Source organism: Chryseobacterium sp. MFBS3-17, assembly GCF_020687745.1.
Lineage (GTDB): Bacteria > Bacteroidota > Bacteroidia > Flavobacteriales > Weeksellaceae > Marnyiella.
The window spans coordinates 66,442-85,153 of sequence record NZ_JAJEWK010000006.1 but is presented as its reverse complement, the minus strand read 5'-3'; the positions used below and the strand labels follow the sequence as shown (position 1 = coordinate 85,153).

Below are 18,712 nucleotides of genomic sequence, written 5' to 3'. Positions count from 1 at the left end.
CTATGATAATCAATGTTTTATACAGTGAACTTTTACGGTTGAGCGGAAATCTGTTCGGCGGGGTAAAGATAGAGTTTGTTCTGCTTGATTACAAAGTAATGGGTGGAGTTTTTATCCACAATTGCAGCGCCGGGAACTTCAAAAATTTTCTGCAGATCATGAGTTGTGTATCGGAACACAGCATCCGGAGTAACCACCATAATGCGGTCATTTTCCCGCAATATACGTTTGCCACCATTCATCACAGTATGAAAAATCCTTTCAGCTTTCAGATTGTATACAGAAAAAGCATCCTTGAACAACACATAGATTCTGTTGTCGAAAATATGGAGATCCCGCACTTGTTCATATTCCAGATTCAGGGAATAGGAATTCAGGATTCTGTCTTCGCGGAAATTATAACGCACCAGCCGTCTGGTACTTTCTTCCAGCAACCAGAGTTGTTGTAAATCTTCGGCAAAAACCATTTTTACAGAACCAAACTTCTGCCGGATATTCACCTTCTGAATTTCTACAAGATTCTGATCAAACATCCGCAGTTCCTGGGCATTTTCTGAAAAAGCAAAAATATTCATCGGATTCTGCACCGATTGGATTTTAAAGGGCAGCGTAAACATGAGCTGTCCTTTCTGACGGCCCAGGGAATCATATTTGGTGAGGCTGAAGTCCTTATTTTTATAGAGGTACACATTGCGGTAATCATCTGCAAACATCTCCTGCGCTTCCCTCAGTTTCAGGGAGTCAAACGGCAGTAACCTCTGTGCCTGCACACAGGAACAAATAAAAAGTACGGCGATGCAGATCAGGTTTTTCATGCCATTAAAATTGAGATTCTGCCCAGTTCCTGAAAGAAGGACAAAATTACGGAATGCTTACTTCATAAATCACCGGCCAGTTTTTACCGGTAACCAGCATATTATTCCCCTTGAAGGCAATGCCATTCAGCACATCATCATTTCCGGTGGTATGACGCGCTGCTATTTCTGTAAAGTCAAATTTGCCCACCACCTCGCCGGTTGCGGGATTAATTTTCAGGATAATGGGTCTTTGCCAGACATTGGCATAGACAAAGCCATTGTGATATTCCAGTTCGTTCAGCTGGTCATACGCTTCGGTATTTCCTGCCACAGAAAGATATTTCACCATTTTTGAAGGATCTGAAGCATCCAGGAAATACAGGTTTTTGGTACCGTCTGAGGCAATCAGATGTGTACCGTCGTAGGTAAGCCCCCAACCCTCGCCCATGATATTGGGATAGGCAAATTCTGAAAGCAGGGAGAGTGTTGCCTTGTCATAGATATAGCCTTTTTTGTGCATCCAGGTCAGCTGGTACACTTTATCGCCAATGATGGTAGCTCCTTCAGAGAATATTTCGGCCGGCTGTGCAGTTTCTGCAATGGGCGTCACAGATCCCAGCGTATATTTCAGAATGCGCGATGAGCCTTGCTGGCCGTCAGATTCATAAATCGTATTGCCTTCCAACTGAAAGCCCTGGGTAAAGTTTGCCGTATCGTGCGGGTATTCCTGTACCACGGTATAGCTGAGTTTCGCTTCCGGATTTTTGGCAAAAACATTAATCGTGGCGTCCTGTGTAAGGATGTCGCCATTTTTTTTGATGATATTAAAAGTCACTGCATTATCTCCAAGCATGAAATATGCGGGATCCACCACCATAGTGGTCAGTTCCTTATCTCCGAAGCTGATGGTAATTTTGTCTGCATCTGCCAGTACATTGGCCGGGAGTGTAAGCGGATCACCAAAATGATAGCCCTGGCTTTCCATAGAGAGATTGTACTCATTCAGCGAGTTCAGGATTTCTTTATCTTTATTACAGGAGGCCAGTAAGGTAAGCGCCAGAAATGACATGAGCAACGATTTCTTCATTAAATTTGATTTTCCACAAAAATACGAAATTTAATAGTTATACCCGGTCAACAGACTGGTGAATCTTTAAGACTGAATCCATCAGACATATCCTTCATCTTATGGTTTAAAAATCACCTGCTGTAACTTCTACCACAATCGCAGTTCAGGTAAGCACAAAAAGAACCCACAGACCTGAGGTAATCAAATAAAAAAAACACGCCGGAAAGCGTGTTCATTACTCTGTTACCGATTAATTTTTCTCCATAAACTCTTTGAGATTCTTACCGAGAATTTCGTTCCACCCGGCTTCGAAACTTTCGGTTCTGAAATCCGGGCCCAGATGGTCAAAATTTTCCAGACCTTTGTGCGTAAGAGTGACTACGGTTCCGTCTCCGTCTTTCTCCAACTCCCAGCGCACGATGGTTTTCTCTTTGGAGAATTCCGGATAGGACCAGGTGTGTTTAATTTTTTCGTGAGGAATAACTTCCAGAATTTCTGCGTGGTGGTGAAACTTCCTGTTACTTCCCGGCTCATAAAAATTGAATTCGTTGTGAATTCCCAGTTCAAAATCCGGTATATCAAAATACCACTCTTTCATTTGCGCCTTATCGGTCAGTGCGTTCCAAACCTTTTCCACCGGCGCGTTTACTCTTTGTTTTACAACTACGTTCTCGTGCATAATATGATGTTTTTTGATTGTAATAAAGTTATGCAATTATTGCTCATGAATTTTATATATCGTGATGATTTTACTCACTTTTTCAAAATAAGATTAAATTTGTATGTTTTTTGAGTGATAATGAATTTCAGTGTATTAACTTTTCATCACCCTCTATGTTCATCAGAAAAATAATGATTACCCTCTTACTCACCGCTGCGGTATTGTTTGGTGCCGTTTATATCTTCATCAACCAGAAAAATTTCGGCAAAGCCCCTTCCGGAGAAAGGCTGGAGCGCATTAAGCAATCGCCAAACTACAAAAACGGCAAATTTCAAAATCTGACCTACACGCCTGCAGTGGGCGAAGACACGAATATGGCGGAAGTCATGTTCCGGTTTTTATTTGGAAAGACCGAAAATAAAATCCCGGCAAAAGCACTTCATTTTGAAAAAACAGATCTGCATACTCTTCAGCCGGATGAAAATGTTTATATATGGATGGGTCATTCTTCATACTATCTGCAGGCAGAAGGAATAAAAATATTGGTAGATCCTGTACTCAGCGGATTTGCCTCACCGGTTTCCTTTACCACGAAGGCGTTTGCGGGTTCAGATGTGTACCACACAGCAGACATTCCCGATCTGGATTACCTGATCATTACACACGATCACTGGGATCATCTGGATTACAAAACGGTCACTGAACTTTTTCCAAGGGTAAAAAAAATCATCACCGGACTGGGTACGGGTGCTCATCTGGAATACTGGGGATACAACCCCGAAAACATTATAGAACTGGACTGGCACGAAAGTGAAAACCTGAGTCCCGGATTCAGAATTACCGCCGAACCCGCCAGACATTTCTCCGGCCGGGGGCTGAAGCGTGATCAGGCCATCTGGGCAAGTTTTGTTCTGGAAACACCGCTTCAAAAAATATACATCGGCGGCGACAGCGGATATGATGACCATTTTAAGAAAATAGGAGAAAAATACGGCAGTATAGACCTTGCCATTCTGGAAAACGGACAATATAATAGAGACTGGAAACACATTCATTTTATGCCGGGAGAAAATATACAAGCCATGAGGGAACTGAATGCCAAAAGAATGATACCGGTGCACAACTCCAAGTTTTCCCTGGCCATGCACGCCTGGAACGAACCGCTGAAAAAACTGGTTGAAATGAACACCGAAAAAAGCAGAATCATCACCCCAAAAATCGGACAAAAAATACATTGGGAAGATGACAGTGCGCTGTATGAAGAATGGTGGGAAATGTACGACTAGGCATCCTGCTGTGCGTGAAATAAATAATATTAAAAACAAAATCAATGAAATCGTCCAAAATAATTTATCTGATATTACTGCTATTTTTCAATTCCATGCTCACCGCACAGGATTTATCTGTGCTTCGTCCGCTGGATGCTGAACTGACGCAGGTGAAATATCCGTTTCCCGTGCATTTTAAAATGGTGAAAAACCAGGGTCAGGAGCTGAAAATGGCTTATATGGATGTGAAACCGGAAAAACCCAACGGAAAAACCATTGTTCTGCTTCACGGAAAGAATTTTAATGGCTATTATTTTGAGCAGACTGCCAGAACACTTCAGAAAGAAGGTTTCCGGGTCATCATGCCGGACCAGATTGGTTTTGGCAAATCATCCAAACCCAGACAATACCAGTTCAGCTTTCAGCAACTGGCAGAAAACACAAAATCTGTACTGGACGGCCTGAACATTGACCGCTTCATCATCCTGGGACATTCCATGGGTGGAATGCTGGCTACTAAAATGGCGGTCATGTATCCCGAAAATACCGAAAAACTCATCCTTGCCAACCCCATAGGCCTGGAAGATTACCGTAAATTCTCTCCTTATCAGAATATTGACAAGCAATATGCGGCAGAGCTGAAAAACACGCATGACTCCTACAAAAATTATCAGCTGCAATATTATTATGACGGAAAATGGAAGCCGGAATACGACCGGTGGCTGAATCTGCTGGCCGGCTGGACCATTTCTAAGGACTTTCCCGTTACCGCCTGGAATGCTGCCCTTACCAGCGACATGATTTATACCCAACCCGTGGTAGATGATTTTGAAAAAATCAGTGTACCTACCCTGCTCATCATTGGCACCCGGGACCGCACTGCCATCGGAAAAGCGTATGCACCCAAGTCCTTACAACCCAAAATGGGTATGTATCAGAATCTGGGAAAAGAAACCCAGCAAAAGATTAAAAATTCAAAACTGGTAGAACTGGAGAACATAGGCCATTCTCCTCATATTGAAGCTTTTGACCGCTTCATTGTTCCTTTGTTACAATTTATACAATAAAATTATACCGAACGAAAAAGACCGATAAAGTTTAAAACAGCAGAACGGTGGTTCACCGCTGGATTTAACGAAAATCATCCGCTCAAAGTGCAGAATATTCTTAATGATTTTGCCCAAACCCCTCTGGAGGTATATGTGGCCAACTGTGCAATGGTGCGTGATGCCGACTTCACAAAAGATCTGCATGCCATACAGACGCCCGTATTCATCATCTCCGGAAAGTATGATCAAGTAACCACCCCGGAGCACGGAAATTCCCTGCAAAAACAGATCAGCGGCTCAGAACATATCGTTCTGGAAGCCTGCCACCTTTCCAATTTTGAGAAACCAACTGAATTCAACCATGCGCTGATTCAGTTTTTAAATAAAAAGTCATATGAAAAATGTTCCTCAGATATCAGCAAAGCAAGCTGCTGCACTCGTAAAAAACGGAGATATTTTGCTGCAGGGCGGATTCGGGATGACCGGAAATCCTGTACACCTGATGCACGCACTGGCAGAAACCGATACCAAAGATTTAACCTTCATAGGCAATAATGTGGGAGAACCCGGCCTGGGCGGTGGCAGATTGCTGCGCAACGGACAGATAAAAAAGATGATCGGCTCATTTTTCACCTCCAATCCGGAAGCAGTAAAAGCCTCTCAGAATGGCGATGTGGACTACGAACTCATTCCACAAGGGACTCTGGCAGAAGCCGTGCGTGCCGGCGGTGCGGGTATTGGCGGTTTTTATACCGTGACATCTGAGGGGATCGAAATTGCAAAAGACCGGGAGACCAAAGTCATAAATGGTAAAGAAATGGTTTTCGTGGCCGGGAATCCGGGGTAATGTAGCCTTCATCCGTGCCTGGAAGGGCGATACTGCCGGCAACCTGCAGTACCGGATGACCGAGCAGAATTTCAACCGGGCCTTTGCCACTGCTGCAGACCTGGTGATCGCAGAAGTAGAAGAAATTTTACCGGTAGGAGTAATTGCCGCTGAAAACATTCATACCCAGGGCAGTTATGTGGACTATCTGGTAGAAGTGCATACCACAGAAGAAGGGTTGGGAAGTTCTGCATCTGTAAGCAAATCCAAAGTTGTTTCGGAGAAAAGGATGAATATGGCCAAAAGGGCATTGGCAGAACTTCAAAAAGGCGAGGTCGTCAATCTGGGAATCGGAATTCCGACACTTGTAGCGGATCTCATTACTGAAGAACACGGCATCATCCTGCACACAGAAAACGGTATGCTGGGCGTGGGTCCTGTACCACAAGACGGTGGCGGTGCCACGGATTATCCGGTAAATGCCGGTAAAATTCCGGTAACTGCTTTACCGGGAAGCAGTTATTTTGACAGTACGGAATCTTTTGCCATGATTCGTGGCGGACATATAGACACGGCTATTATGGGCGGACTGCAGGTAGATGAAGCGGCCAATCTGGCCAACTGGGCAATGCCGGGACAGCCTTTGCTGGGTGTAGGTGGTGCCATGGATCTGGCATCGGGAGCTAAAAAACTTATCATTACCATGATGCATACCGAAAAAGACGGCACCCCAAAAATTGTACCTGCCTGTGATCTTCCTTTAACTGCATTACAATCTGTGGATATGGTCATCACTGATCTGGCGGTTTTCAGGTACTCTGACGGCAAGCTGACTTTAACCGAACTGATGCCCGGCACCACGCTGGAAGAAGTGCGGGCGAAAACTGCTGCCCATTTTGAGGAACAACTGATTTAAACATTAAACATAGAAAATTGCTCAGAAAGAGGAAGTTCAGAAGGATTATTTTTTCACCGATTACCATTTATATTCTTCGGTGTATTCTCGGATTTTCCGCAGGTTATTATCTGATGGAAAACTTCCCTCAATATGACCTTTTCTGGGCACTGATCTCCGTTCTGCTCGTCATTTCACAGGAAGGCGGAGATTCCCCCCCGACTATCTGTAGAGCGGGTGAAAGCCAATTTTATAGGTGCCGTTTCCGGAATCATTGTCTATGCCCTGCCGCTGGAACTTTACCTGAAAATCATCATCGGAATTGCCGCGGCTTCTCTGCTTTGCAAATACCTGAATCTGGCCAATGTAAGCCGCAGTGCAGTGGTGGCCTTAATCATTGTGATGATTGAAAGACAGGACGATGGGTTTACAGGCTCACTGGAACGGTTTCTTTCGGTCACACTGGGATGCATTATCGGACTGCTGATCACGGTTACTACCGCAATTATTATTAAATTTACACACAGAAAAATAATTCAGTCCATTTACAAACGATAATTAACCGCCTTTCTGAAATTAAAAGGCAATAAAAAAACATTTATGGCTAAAGAAGCATATCTCATAGACGGCACCCGTAGTGCTATTGGCAATTTTAAAGGTCAGCTGGCTCCTGTACGAACAGATGATTTGATGGCCTCCGTGATTAAAAGTTTAATGGCTAAAAACCCCGGACTTCCCTCAGATCAGATTGACGATGTGATTATAGGCTGTGCCAATCAGGCCGGCGAAGACAACCGGAACGTAGCCCGTATGGCGTTACTGCTTGCAGGACTGCCCGTGACGGTGCCGGGAGAAACCGTGAACAGGCTCTGTGCTTCGGGAATGAGTGCCATAGCACAGGCATCACGGGCCATCAAATCCGGAGAAGGAGATTTGTTCATCGCGGGTGGTGTAGAAGGAATGTCCAGGGGACCTTATGTCATTTCCAAACCCGAAACCGCTTATGGTACCGATTCCAAAATGTATGATTCCAGTTTCGGATGGCGTTTCATTAACCCGGAAATGGACAAGATGTACGGCACAGAGGCTATGGGAAAAACAGCTGAAAATCTGGCCGAACTGTATCAGATTTCCCGGGAAGAGCAGGATGAATTTGCACTGAATTCTCAGAAAAAAGCAGCCCGTGCACAGGAAAGCGGAAGGCTGGCCGAGGAAATATCAGACATCGTCATTCCTCAGCGCAAAAGTGATCCGGTCATTGTGAACCGGGATGAATTCATAAAACCTCATTCCACTGCCGAAGGTCTGGCCAAACTGCGGGCCGCCTTTGTAAAGGAAAACGGAACGGTAACTGCAGGCAATTCCTCTGGTCTGAATGATGGTGCTGCGGCAGTAATTGTAGCATCAGGAGATGCGGTGCAAAAATACGGTTTGAAGCCAATGGCAAAAATTCTGAGCGCTGCCGCTACCGGTTGCGAGCCCAGAATTATGGGTATTGGTCCTGTAGAAGCATCCAGACTGGCCTTAAAGAGAGCCGGACTGACCCTGGAGCAGATGAACCTGATTGAACTGAATGAAGCATTTGCTGCACAAAGCATTGCCTGCCTGAAGGAACTGGGCATTGCCCAAGATGACCCCCGGGTTAATGTAAATGGTGGCGCCATTGCGCTGGGCCACCCGCTGGGCATGAGCGGAACCAGAATTACCTATTCTGCAGCTCTGGAACTGCAGAAATCCGGAAAGAAATACGCGCTGGCCACCATGTGCATTGGCGTAGGCCAGGGTTATGCCATGGTACTGGAAAGAGCGTAAGTAATTCATCAATTATAATGGAGCAGAAATCTAGCGTAATTCCATCCAAAAAAGCCGTTTTACATAATTATAAAACGGCTTTTGCATAGATTACCAATCTTCATTTTTTGGCACACCATTTAAAATATAATCTTGTAAATTAGTATTTAGATTATTGAAGTATTGTGGTAAATCAGAAACATATTTATAACGTGACCTGAACTCTCCGTTCAGCTTTCTAACTCTATTATACCCATCATTATTACCTTTTTTTGATAAGTTTAAGACAGAAAAAGGACTGCTGGCGAATTGTGGATATAATGGTTCCTCCTCCTGCAATGAAATAATCTCAAACTTATATCTATTATCCTTAAATGATATTTCAATTTCATATTTTATGGGCAAAAAAACAGTTCCCCCTATTGCTGGTGCACGCCATGCAGTTTTACTAATTCCCTCAATTCTCAGGTATTCATTCTCTATTGAACCTTTTATTACTTTTTCTGGAGTATTAAATATTCTATTTACCCATTCAACAGATTTACGATAGGCCTCATCTTTAAGCGTACCCGGAATTTCAGATACAACAAATTTAGAAAGTCCCTCATCATTAATTGTAAACTCTTTATTTTGTGAATAAACACTAATTGTTGTAATAAAAATAACAACAATATACAATTTTGAAATTATTCTATCATTCATTGTGATCAATAATGTTTCTCTAGTTTATATATTGACATCTGCCTAAAGATTCAACTCTTTTTATGAAATGGAAAGATACAAATTTTTCAACTTATCTTCAACCCATTCTTTACAGGTAAATCAACAGTGAGGAGCGGCACATCGCCATCTTCACCAGGAACACCCAGTACCAGACATTCGCTAAAGAAATTTTTGATCTGTTTTGGCGGAAAATTGACCACGGCAATAATCTGCTTGCCGATGAGCTCCTCCGGAGTGTAGCGTTTGGTGAGTTGCGCTGAAGATTTCCTGATGCCCAGCTCGCCAAAAGCAATCTCCAACTGATACGCAGGATTTCGCACGCCTTCAAAAACTTCAGCATGCAGAATCGTGCCTGTTCTGATGTCAATTTTCTCAAAATCGGACCAACTGATCAGATCCTTTACCATATTGTTATTCATAGCACATTAAATATTTTACACTAAATTTAAACATTTATACGAATACTCATCAATTTTTATGTACTTTTACCTAAGATATGAATGAAAAATTCATATCTGACAAAAAACAACACATTATGAAAAAAGAGAGATCAAATTGTCTCATCGCAAACAGCCTTGATGTTTTCGGTGACAAGTGGACACTCCTGATTTTGCGGGACGTGGCACTACATGGAAAAACCACCTTCAAAGAGTTAAGCCAGATGGAAGAAGGCATTGCCAGCAACACGCTGTCTACCCGCCTGGAGAAAATGGTAAAAATGGACATTCTGAACAAGCAACAAAGTACGAGAAACAAACTCGTTTATCATTACCGGATTACCAAAAAAGGTCTGGATCTGATTCCTGTACTGCAGCAAATTATACAATGGGCAGAAAAACATCTGATTCCGGAGTATCAAAAACTGAGTTTCAACGGCTGATCTAAAGTCCGGAAGTTATAAAAAAACAGGTTGTCCGTTTTGGACAACCTGTTTTATTTAAAATTATTCAAAAATGTAATTAACGCCTACGCTCAGTACATTTTCTTTTTTCTGTTTCATGATGGCCACATCTGTGCCCGGCTCACGCATCAGGTTTTTGTACATATTGGTCAGTCCCAGGTCTGCACGGAGCGTGACTTCCAGCGTCCGGTTAAAACTAAACCCTACCCCGCCACCAATGGCCATGGTAAAGGGTGTCACCTTTCCGTTCACTCCCGGAACTGCGGGATCGCCCTCAATATTATAGTATTCCCGGGAAGGATTTTTCACCTTCTGGCTGACTACATAATTAAATCTGGGTCCTACCAGTGCAAAAAACTCGGATTCTGCTTCAGAGAAATACCCCTTGAAATAAACCGGCAAACTGATGTAATCATGAGCATACACGGCATCATAACCCGGCTTTCCTTTCATATCTTTGTTCTTTCCCGTTTCACCGGCACCATAATATACAAGTTCCGGCTGCAGATAGAACTGATCATCTCCTCCTATGGGAATGAGTGCCAGACCTCCTGCCTGAAAAGTACTGCGTGCTCCCGAAGGATTGTGGGCATGCCGAACACGGGAATAGTTATAACCCGCCGCTACACCAAATCTGGTACTGCTGAAATCAATCTGCGCAAAAGACGGTGCCGCCATCAGTACGGACATACAAATAATAAACTTTTTCATATTGTGTTTTTATGTTTAGCCTAAAACTTTAGCTACTGTAGCACCAATGTCTGCCGGTGAGTCTACCACGGTAATTCCGTTTTCTCTCATGATGGCCATTTTTGCCTGCGCCGTATCGTCGTCTCCGCCTACAATGGCACCTGCGTGACCCATTGTTCTTCCTTTTGGAGCAGTTTGTCCTGCAATAAATCCTACAACAGGTTTAGTAGAACCGCTGGCTTTGTACCATCTGGCAGCCTCAGCTTCCAGGGAACCACCAATTTCGCCAATCATCACTACTGCTTCAGTTTCCGGATCGTTAATGAAAAGTTCCAGCGCTTCTTTGGTAGTGGTACCGATGATAGGGTCACCACCAATACCGATGGCCGTAGAAACACCGAATCCGGCTTTTACTACCTGATCTGCTGCTTCATAGGTAAGGGTTCCGGATTTTGATACAATCCCTACTTTTCCTTTTTTGAAAACGAAGCCCGGCATAATTCCGATTTTGGCTTCATCAGAAGTGATGATTCCCGGACAGTTAGGACCAATCAGTCTGCAATCTCTGTCAGCAATATACGCTTTCACTTTCACCATATCTTCCACAGGAATTCCTTCTGTAATACATACGATTACTTTGATTCCGGAATCTGCCGCTTCCATAATGGCATCTGCAGCAAACGCCGGTGGTACAAAAATGATGGACACATTAGCTCCGGCCTGCTCCACAGCATCTGCTACCGTATTGAAAACGGGTTTTCCCAAATGCTCAGAACCTCCTTTTCCGGGTGTTACTCCCCCTACTACATTGGTTCCATACTCAATCATCTGACCTGCGTGGAACGTTCCTTCATTTCCTGTGAAACCCTGTACGATTACTTTAGAATCTTTGTTTACTAATACTGACATTTTATTGTTTTATTAAATTATATCGTTAAATTAAAAAGTAGTGAAATTTAAAAAAAATTACGCGTAAAATTAAGGTTTTTCGGTGAAACAATTGTCATATTTCCCGTAGATTTTACCGATTTGCGGCATTTATCATGAATCCGTGTTTCAGCGGCAGGGTTTTCCACAAAAAAACCTCCAGAACAGATCCGAAGGTTTGTTGAATTTTAAATTTGCTCACTGTTGTTTTTTAATCTAAAGTTGAATAAAACATGAATGACCGTAACCGCAATTGATATGATGAAATATTTCAACAGGTACTTTTTGAAGGTTTCATAACTGAAACAATTTGTCGGGTCACTACTGGAATCAAAAAATAAATTAATAACAAAACCGCAACAGGTGATTACTATGATACACAAGATTAAGATTAAAATATTTCTAATATTGAAAGGGTACTTCAACTTATCAAATAGTGTTGATTACATTTTATAAATTCTTCAACTTCACTTCCTTTCGAAGATACTCTCTGAACGGTTCTGCCAAAAATCCGAAATAAGTGCCTTTTTCCAGATCACGGTTTACCCCGCATTTTGCAAGCAGCACAGTACCCGAAGCGATGCGAACACCCGATGCCATGCCTACCTGTCCCCAAATGGTGACTTCGTCTTCAATGATGCAACAGCCCGCAATACCGGTCTGTGAAGCAATCAGACATCTTTTGCCAATCACGGTATCGTGACCGATCTGAATCTGATTGTCCAGCACTGAGCCTTCTCCGATGACCGTAGAATCTGTCACTCCCCGATCTATGGTACAACCGTTGCCTATTTCCACATTATTTTCAATAACGACATTTCCCACAGAGATCAGCCGGTCAAAATTTCCATCTAACTTCCGGTAATAAAAGGCATCACCACCCAGGACTGTGTTGGCCTGAATCACCACATGGTCTCCGATAATGGTGCGGTCGCCTATGACCACATTCGGGAAAATAATGCAGTTTTTTCCGATTTTCACTTCGTTTCCGATGATGGCAGAGGGATGAATCCTGGTGCCCTCGCCTACTTCCAGGTCATGCAGTTCCTCGGTGAAGTTATAAATCCGGGTAAAGTGGGTATTGATCCGGTTAAAATCCCGGAAAGGATCATCTGAAATGAGCAAGGCTTTGCCGGGCGGACAATCCACTTCTTTATCTATCAAAATTACGGTTGCCGGAGAGTTCAGTGCCGTTTCGTAATACTTAGGATGGTTTACGAAGACAATTTCTCCGGGTTTTACCATATGGATTTCATTGGTACCCAACACCGGAAAATCATCGGCACCCAACATTCTGGCACCGATGATTTCTGCGATATTTCTAAGCGTCTGAGGCTGATTAAAGGTCATACTTTTCTAGTAAATTCTGATGAAAACCGCTGTGCAGCCCGACCTGAGTGGAGCTCTTTTTGCAAATGATGCGCAGGCTTTAGCCGGGCCATTTGCAAAAAAGCGGGAACGGAGGGCGGAAAAAGCTGCCCCAATAAAACTTATTTTACTCTTTCCAGGTAATTTCCGTCTTCGGTATTGACCTTGATTTTGTCTCCCGGTTCTATGAAAAGCGGCACCATAACACGGGCTCCGGTCTCTACGATGGCATTTTTCAGAGCGTTGGTAGCGGTATTGCCCTTCACACCCGGATCTGCTTCTATTACGACCAGATATACCGTAGGCGGGATTTCTGCAGAAAGCGGCGTCTCATCTTCCTCCTTCAGGATGATGGTTACCTCTTCTCCTGCCTTCATGAACTGCGAATTTTCAATCATTTCCTTATTCAGGTAAATCTGTGAGAAATCATCATTGTTCATAAAGTGGAATCCATTTTCATCATCATAGAGATACTGGTATTTTCTGGTAATCACCTTCACCTCATCAATCTTGTGACCGGCAGAAAATGTATTTTCCAGGACTTTACCATTGGTTACAGATTTCATTTTTGTTCTGACGAATGCTGGTCCCTTACCCGGTTTTACGTGCAGGAATTCAATGATTTTGAAGATATCGTTACTGTACTCGATACACATTCCTTTTTTAATATCGTTGCTGGTTGCCATTGCTGATTTTTTGTTTGTCGTTTATTTTTTTGTTATTTTTTATCTAAAAGATTCACCTTCATCACAGAGCGTACTGCTGCAGGATTGGTTTCCAGGATTCTGCCTGGATAGGGCTGTACAAAAACCGAATTATATTCCGGTTCAAAATATCCGCGCATACCTGTGTTGAACGTATGGGTATTGCGTACCAACTCAGACACATTTGCTTGTATTTCTGAAAGATACAGTCTGGAAAAACTATTCTGGCTGAAAGATCTTTTGGCATGATGCAATACTGAATTCACATTTCTGTGTGCCAGAGAATCATTTTCCTGTTTTGTAAAGAGTACAGATTGCTGTGCAAACACAAGTGCTGGAAATACGGTTACTATGAAGATTAATTTTTTCATATTGCGGTTTATTCTTTACCGGTACCATACCCTTTGACAATTCCTCTGGGCGAGTTGCGGATGAACTCCAGGATTTCGTCCCGTTCTGCGGTAGGAAGCATTTCTTTTTCAATGAAGTCTGCGGCCTGAGAAACGTTCATTTTCAGCTGAAAAATCGCACGGTAAATTTTTTGAATTTCGAAGATTTTATCATTGGTATAACCTCTTCTGCGTAATCCCACCGAATTGATTCCGGCGTAGGTCATGGGTTCGCGGGCCACCTTCACATACGGCGGAATGTCCTTGCGGACCAGTGTTCCTCCGGAGATCATAACATGCTTGCCTACTTTTCCGAACTGATGTACGGCAGAAAGTCCGCCCATCACCGTATAATCTCCTATTTCCACATGGCCGGCAATACCGCAACCATTGACGATGATGACATTATTTCCAAGAACACAGTCATGGGCAATGTGGGATGTGGCCATAATCAGGCAGTTCTCTCCTACTTTGGTATAGCCCAGTGCTTTGGTTCCGCGGTTGATGGTGACACACTCGCGCACGGTGGTTCCGTCTCCTATGATGACCTGGGTATCCTCGCCGTCGAACTTCAGATCCTGCGGTATGGCAGAAATGACGGTTCCGGGGAAGATTCTGCAGTTTTTTCCGATGCGGGCGCCGTCCATAATGGTCACATTGGGACCAATCCAGGTACCCTCACCTATTTCCACGTCACCGGCAATAGTTGTAAACGGCTCTACGATTACATTTTTTTTGATTTTTGCACGTTTATCAACGGCGGCTAATTGATGAATCATCTAGTCTGTTTTATTTTTTGCCACCTGTGCCATTAATTCTGCTTCTACGGCAATACTGTCTCCTACATAACCGAATCCCTGCATATGTACAATGCCTCTGCGGATAGGTGTAATTAATTCTATTTTAAAGATAATGGTATCTCCCGGAACAACTTTTCTCTTGAATTTCACCTTATCAATTTTGATGAAATAGGTAGAATAATTTTCCGGATCGGGCACACTGGCAAGCACCAGAATACCGCCTGTCTGTGCCAGGGCTTCTACCTGAAGCACGCCGGGCATTACGGGTTCTTTAGGGAAATGGCCCGGGAAGAAAGGCTCGTTGAAGGTTACATTCTTCAACCCTACCACGTGACTGTCTGAAAGTTCCAGCACCTTATCTATCAGAAGAAACGGATAACGGTGTGGCATTAACTTCATAATTCCATTGATGTCAAACACCGGTTCCTTATAGATGTCAAAATCCGGGATATTTTTTTTCTTCTGTAATTTCCACTGGCGGTTCAGTTTCTTGGCAAACTGCGTATTTACGAAATGTCCGGGTTTATTGGCAATCACTTTGCCCTTCAGCTTCACACCGACCAGCGCCAGATCACCAATGACATCCAGCAGTTTATGCCTTGCCGCTTCATTGGGATGATTCAGGGTCAGATTATCCAGAATTCCGTTCGGGCGGATGGCAATATCTTCTTTATTAAATGCTTTTTTAAGTTTTTCTGCAGTATCCGGTGTCAGTTCCTTGTCCACATACACAATGGCATTGGAAATATCACCGCCTTTGATCAGGCCCGCATCCAGGAGCATCTCCAGTTCATGCAGAAAGCTGAAGGTTCTGGCAGATGCAATTTCAGTTTTAAAATCTGAGATGTCTTTTAAAGTAGCGTTCTGGGTTCCCAGTACTTTGGTACCGAAATCCACCATGGTGGTCACTTCATAATTATCAGCCGGAATCATGGTGATTTCAGAACCGGTAGTAGGATCGGTATAGGAAACTACTTCCTTGATGACCAGATACTCACGTTCTGCCTCCTGTGTTTCCAGGCCGGCCTCTTCTATGGCTTCTACAAAATATTTGGAAGATCCGTCCAGAATGGGCGGCTCTGCACTGTTCATTTCCAGAATGGCATTATCTACATCGCAGCCTACCAGTGCCGCCAGCAGGTGCTCACAGGTATGGATGCGTACACCCAGCTTCTCCAGCGTGGTACCGCGTTCGGTAGTGGTTACATAATTCACGTCTGCTTCCACCTGAGGATTTCCCTCCAGATCGGTTCGCACGAATACGAAACCTGTATTTTCCTTCGCCGGCTTTATGGTCAGCGTTACTTCTTTACCAGTATGTAGGCCTTTACCCGAAAGGGATACTTCCTTTTTCAGGGTTTTTTGCATATCACTCATTGGACTGTTCTTTTGAGTTATTTTCGAGATTAGTAATTCTTTTTTCGATTTCGGTAAGGTTGCGGAAATGTATGTAATTTCTGCGGTAGTCACTGGCGTTAATAGCCGGCGATCCATACAGCACTTCACCATCTTTTACATTGGAATTCACACCGCTCTGTGCCTGGACTTTCACCTGATTACCGATGCGGATATGGCCTACCACACCGGTCTGGCCGCCAATCATGTTCCAGTCTCCTATGGTAGTGGATCCCGCAATGCCTGCCTGCGCCGCAATCACATTATGCTCACCTATGCTCACATTATGCGCAATCTGAATCAGATTGTCAATCTTGGTTCCTTTACCAATGATGGTAGAACCTATGGTACCGCGGTCTATACTGCAGTTGGCACCTATTTCCACATCATCATGAATCACCACATTTCCGAGTTGCGGAATTTTGGAATAACCATTACCGGACGGCTGGAATCCGAAACCGTCACTGCCGATAACCGAATTGGAATGAATGGTGCAGTTATTTCCGATCACCGTATAATCATAGATGCGCACACCACTGTCTATACGGCAATTTTCACCAATTTTCACATTCTTGCCAATGTACACCTGCGGATGGATTTGTGAATCTTTTCCCACCTGAACTTTCTCTGAAATATAGGTAAAGGCTCCAATGTACACTCCCTCTCCCAGTACTGCAGTATCATGAATTCTGGACCCTTCTTCCACTCCGGTTTTGCGTCCCTGCATCTGCTGATAAATATTCATCAGGACCTGAAAAGACTGATACGCATCCTCCACCGCAATGATGGTAGGACGGTACGGTTTGTCTTCCAGCAGCTTCCTGGAAACCACCAGTACAGAACATTCTGTAGTGTCCAGATAAGCGGCAAAGCGATCCTGGGAAATAAAGGAAAGATGACCGTTTTCACCCCGTTCTATAGGTGAAACTCCGGTAATAAGCGCATGCTCGTCTCCTATGATTGTTCCTTCAATAAAACCCGCAATTTGTGAGGCAGTAAATTCCATATCGTGCAAAGATAATAAATTCCCTAAAAGGCATTGATTTCCGCGTAAAATTTTGTCATTCTATACGCGGAAAAGATAATATATATTTGGTGGCCGGCTCTGTGATTTTGGAGGAAAGTATCTGACCCTCAAACTCATTCAGCAGCGTTTTATCGCCATTATTTCTTAACAGATATATGGGCTGTTTATTGTGATTATACGGCAATAAACTGCGGCTGATTTCATGTACCAGCAAATCACCTTCTGTAATCCCGAAATATTCATTGGCCTGATCTGTTTTTTCCCGGATAAAGTCCGGAGTAAAAGGTTCGGCAGAGATGATCGTTTTCGGGAATTTGCGTTTCATGAGTGCTTTGCAGTAATAAGAGAGCACAAAGTCATCTGAAAACTGCCATTGTTTCATAGCCGCAATCATATCTGTATCATCCAGCTCGGTAAAGCGTGCAATATCTTCTTCTGAAGCTTTGTCAAAGTGGTTTTTATATAAAAAATAGCGCAGATTTTCAGAAGCAGGCAGTTCCACCCCTTCAGAAGCCAGCTTCTTGGCCCGGTTCATCACTTTTACCAGTAAAAATTCTGCCAGCGTGGCCGTTTTATGATAGTACACCTGCCAGTACATGAACATTCTGGCCGTCAGATAATTTTCTACGGAGTAAATCCCTTTGGCATCAATCACCAGCTGATCATCAGCAACATTCATCATGGAGATGATGCGCTGAGTATTAACATTTCCCTCGGAAACTCCGGTATAGAAACTGTCTCGTTTCAGATAATCCAGACGGTCCACATCCAGTTGCGAAGAGATGAGCTGATTGAAAAACTGCCGGTGGTAAATTCCTTTAAACATCTGAATAGCAGTCGTAAGCTCCCCGTTCATTTCCGTATTCAGCTTCTCCATAAGAAGCAGTGACAAATCCTCATGATGCCAGTTGTCCATCAGCAAATTTTCCAGGGCGTGCGAAAACGGTCCGTGGCCAATGTCATGCATCAGAATGGCGGCCATGGCAGATTTTTCTTCTTCCCGGGAAATCTGAACGCCTTTCAGCTTCAGGGTTTCCAGTGCGGTAAACATGAGGTGCATGGCTCCGATGGCATGGTGAAAACGGGTATGGGTGGCCCCCGGAAAAATAAGACTCAGCAGACCGGTTTGGGAAATTCTGCGTAACCGCTGAAAGTAGGGATGCTCTATGATGTCAAAAAGAATCTCGTAAGGAATCTTAATGAACCCGTGTACCGGATCGTTGATGATTTTAAATTTATTCTGCATGTACGCAATTATGGCCGTCAAAGTTACGAATATAGAATGAAAAAACGGGTGATGTGGCATGCCCGCGGCAGTACTGCAGAATATTAACTGAACTTTAACGAATAGTTTTTTATTTTAGGCTAAATTTAAGAAGTTTTGGTCGTATTTTTGAAAGATAAAATGCTGCCGGAATTCTGAACCGGCATT

General features: G+C 43.6%; 21 protein-coding genes. 7 read left to right on the top strand and 14 right to left on the bottom strand.

The window, feature by feature from the left end; all coding sequences use genetic code 11:
• Positions 1-32 precede the first annotated feature (32 nt).
• From LKO26_RS03965 to LKO26_RS03955, 3 genes are all read right to left on the bottom strand, one after another.
• On the bottom strand, positions 33-815 hold the full coding sequence (locus LKO26_RS03965; RefSeq protein ID WP_227586545.1) for a hypothetical protein: 783 nt from the start codon (positions 813-815) through the stop codon (positions 33-35).
• A gap of 46 nt (positions 816-861) precedes the next feature.
• On the bottom strand, positions 862-1,884 hold the full coding sequence (locus LKO26_RS03960) for a glutaminyl-peptide cyclotransferase (RefSeq protein WP_227586544.1): 1,023 nt from the start codon (positions 1,882-1,884) through the stop codon (positions 862-864).
• A 232-nt stretch (positions 1,885-2,116) separates the two neighbouring features.
• Positions 2,117-2,545, bottom strand: a complete 429-nt coding sequence (locus LKO26_RS03955) for an SRPBCC domain-containing protein (RefSeq protein ID WP_227586543.1) — start codon at positions 2,543-2,545, stop codon at positions 2,117-2,119.
• A gap of 173 nt (positions 2,546-2,718) precedes the next feature.
• Here LKO26_RS03955 and LKO26_RS03950 point away from each other — a divergent pair, with 173 nt between their 5' ends.
• From LKO26_RS03950 to LKO26_RS03925, 6 genes are all read left to right on the top strand, one after another.
• Positions 2,719-3,813: an MBL fold metallo-hydrolase gene (locus LKO26_RS03950; protein ID WP_227586542.1), complete on the top strand. Its 1,095-nt coding sequence runs from the start codon at positions 2,719-2,721 to the stop codon at positions 3,811-3,813.
• 44 nt (positions 3,814-3,857) lie between these two features.
• Positions 3,858-4,862: an alpha/beta fold hydrolase gene (locus LKO26_RS03945; RefSeq protein WP_227586541.1), complete on the top strand. Its 1,005-nt coding sequence runs from the start codon at positions 3,858-3,860 to the stop codon at positions 4,860-4,862.
• A 376-nt stretch (positions 4,863-5,238) separates the two neighbouring features.
• The gene (locus tag LKO26_RS03940; RefSeq protein ID WP_262907407.1) at positions 5,239-5,691 is read left to right on the top strand and encodes a CoA transferase subunit A; all 453 of its coding nucleotides are present in this window, start codon (positions 5,239-5,241) and stop codon (positions 5,689-5,691) included.
• Positions 5,651-6,586, top strand: coding sequence for a 3-oxoacid CoA-transferase subunit B (locus tag LKO26_RS03935; RefSeq protein WP_262907406.1), 936 nt, complete (start codon positions 5,651-5,653; stop codon positions 6,584-6,586). The genes LKO26_RS03940 and LKO26_RS03935 overlap by 41 nt, the downstream gene beginning before the upstream one ends.
• A gap of 216 nt (positions 6,587-6,802) precedes the next feature.
• Entirely contained in the window at positions 6,803-7,123 is a 321-nt protein-coding gene (locus LKO26_RS03930; RefSeq protein ID WP_227586540.1) for an aromatic acid exporter family protein, read from the top strand.
• Between the two features lie 42 nt (positions 7,124-7,165).
• A complete protein-coding gene (locus LKO26_RS03925; RefSeq protein ID WP_227586539.1) occupies positions 7,166-8,377 on the top strand; it encodes an acetyl-CoA C-acyltransferase in 1,212 nt (403 codons plus the stop codon).
• Between the two features lie 90 nt (positions 8,378-8,467).
• Here LKO26_RS03925 and LKO26_RS03920 read toward each other — a convergent pair whose 3' ends face one another.
• Complete coding sequence (locus tag LKO26_RS03920) at positions 8,468-9,058, bottom strand: hypothetical protein (RefSeq protein ID WP_227586538.1); 591 nt, start codon at positions 9,056-9,058, stop codon at positions 8,468-8,470.
• A gap of 86 nt (positions 9,059-9,144) precedes the next feature.
• Positions 9,145-9,498 (bottom strand): tRNA-binding protein, encoded by a 354-nt coding sequence (locus LKO26_RS03915; RefSeq protein WP_227586537.1) that lies wholly within the window; start codon positions 9,496-9,498, stop codon positions 9,145-9,147.
• A gap of 116 nt (positions 9,499-9,614) precedes the next feature.
• Between LKO26_RS03915 and LKO26_RS03910 the strand changes: the two genes are divergently transcribed.
• Entirely contained in the window at positions 9,615-9,959 is a 345-nt protein-coding gene (locus tag LKO26_RS03910; RefSeq protein ID WP_227586536.1) for a winged helix-turn-helix transcriptional regulator, read from the top strand.
• A gap of 63 nt (positions 9,960-10,022) precedes the next feature.
• Here LKO26_RS03910 and LKO26_RS03905 read toward each other — a convergent pair whose 3' ends face one another.
• From LKO26_RS03905 to LKO26_RS03865, 9 genes are all read right to left on the bottom strand, one after another.
• Positions 10,023-10,691 (bottom strand): porin family protein, encoded by a 669-nt coding sequence (locus tag LKO26_RS03905; RefSeq protein WP_227586535.1) that lies wholly within the window; start codon positions 10,689-10,691, stop codon positions 10,023-10,025.
• A 15-nt stretch (positions 10,692-10,706) separates the two neighbouring features.
• Positions 10,707-11,579 (bottom strand): succinate--CoA ligase subunit alpha, encoded by an 873-nt coding sequence (gene sucD, locus LKO26_RS03900; RefSeq protein WP_227586534.1) that lies wholly within the window; start codon positions 11,577-11,579, stop codon positions 10,707-10,709.
• A gap of 468 nt (positions 11,580-12,047) precedes the next feature.
• On the bottom strand, positions 12,048-12,947 hold the full coding sequence (locus LKO26_RS03895; protein ID WP_227586533.1) for an LpxD N-terminal domain-containing protein: 900 nt from the start codon (positions 12,945-12,947) through the stop codon (positions 12,048-12,050).
• Positions 12,948-13,087: 140 nt separating this feature from the next.
• The gene (gene efp / locus LKO26_RS03890) at positions 13,088-13,651 is read right to left on the bottom strand and encodes an elongation factor P (protein WP_227586532.1); all 564 of its coding nucleotides are present in this window, start codon (positions 13,649-13,651) and stop codon (positions 13,088-13,090) included.
• A 32-nt stretch (positions 13,652-13,683) separates the two neighbouring features.
• Positions 13,684-14,040: a hypothetical protein gene (locus LKO26_RS03885; protein WP_227586531.1), complete on the bottom strand. Its 357-nt coding sequence runs from the start codon at positions 14,038-14,040 to the stop codon at positions 13,684-13,686.
• A gap of 8 nt (positions 14,041-14,048) precedes the next feature.
• The gene (gene lpxA / locus LKO26_RS03880; RefSeq protein WP_227586530.1) at positions 14,049-14,837 is read right to left on the bottom strand and encodes an acyl-ACP--UDP-N-acetylglucosamine O-acyltransferase; all 789 of its coding nucleotides are present in this window, start codon (positions 14,835-14,837) and stop codon (positions 14,049-14,051) included.
• Positions 14,838-16,235 (bottom strand): bifunctional UDP-3-O-[3-hydroxymyristoyl] N-acetylglucosamine deacetylase/3-hydroxyacyl-ACP dehydratase, encoded by a 1,398-nt coding sequence (locus LKO26_RS03875; protein WP_227586529.1) that lies wholly within the window; start codon positions 16,233-16,235, stop codon positions 14,838-14,840.
• Positions 16,228-17,259 carry a UDP-3-O-(3-hydroxymyristoyl)glucosamine N-acyltransferase gene (gene lpxD, locus LKO26_RS03870; RefSeq protein WP_227586528.1) on the bottom strand — a complete coding sequence of 344 codons (1,032 nt, stop codon included), beginning with the start codon at positions 17,257-17,259 and terminating at the stop codon, positions 16,228-16,230. Before lpxD ends, LKO26_RS03875 begins: the two co-directional genes overlap by 8 nt.
• A 55-nt stretch (positions 17,260-17,314) precedes the next feature.
• Positions 17,315-18,526, bottom strand: coding sequence for an HD domain-containing protein (locus LKO26_RS03865; protein ID WP_227586527.1), 1,212 nt, complete (start codon positions 18,524-18,526; stop codon positions 17,315-17,317).
• Between the last annotated feature and the right edge of the window lie 186 nt (positions 18,527-18,712).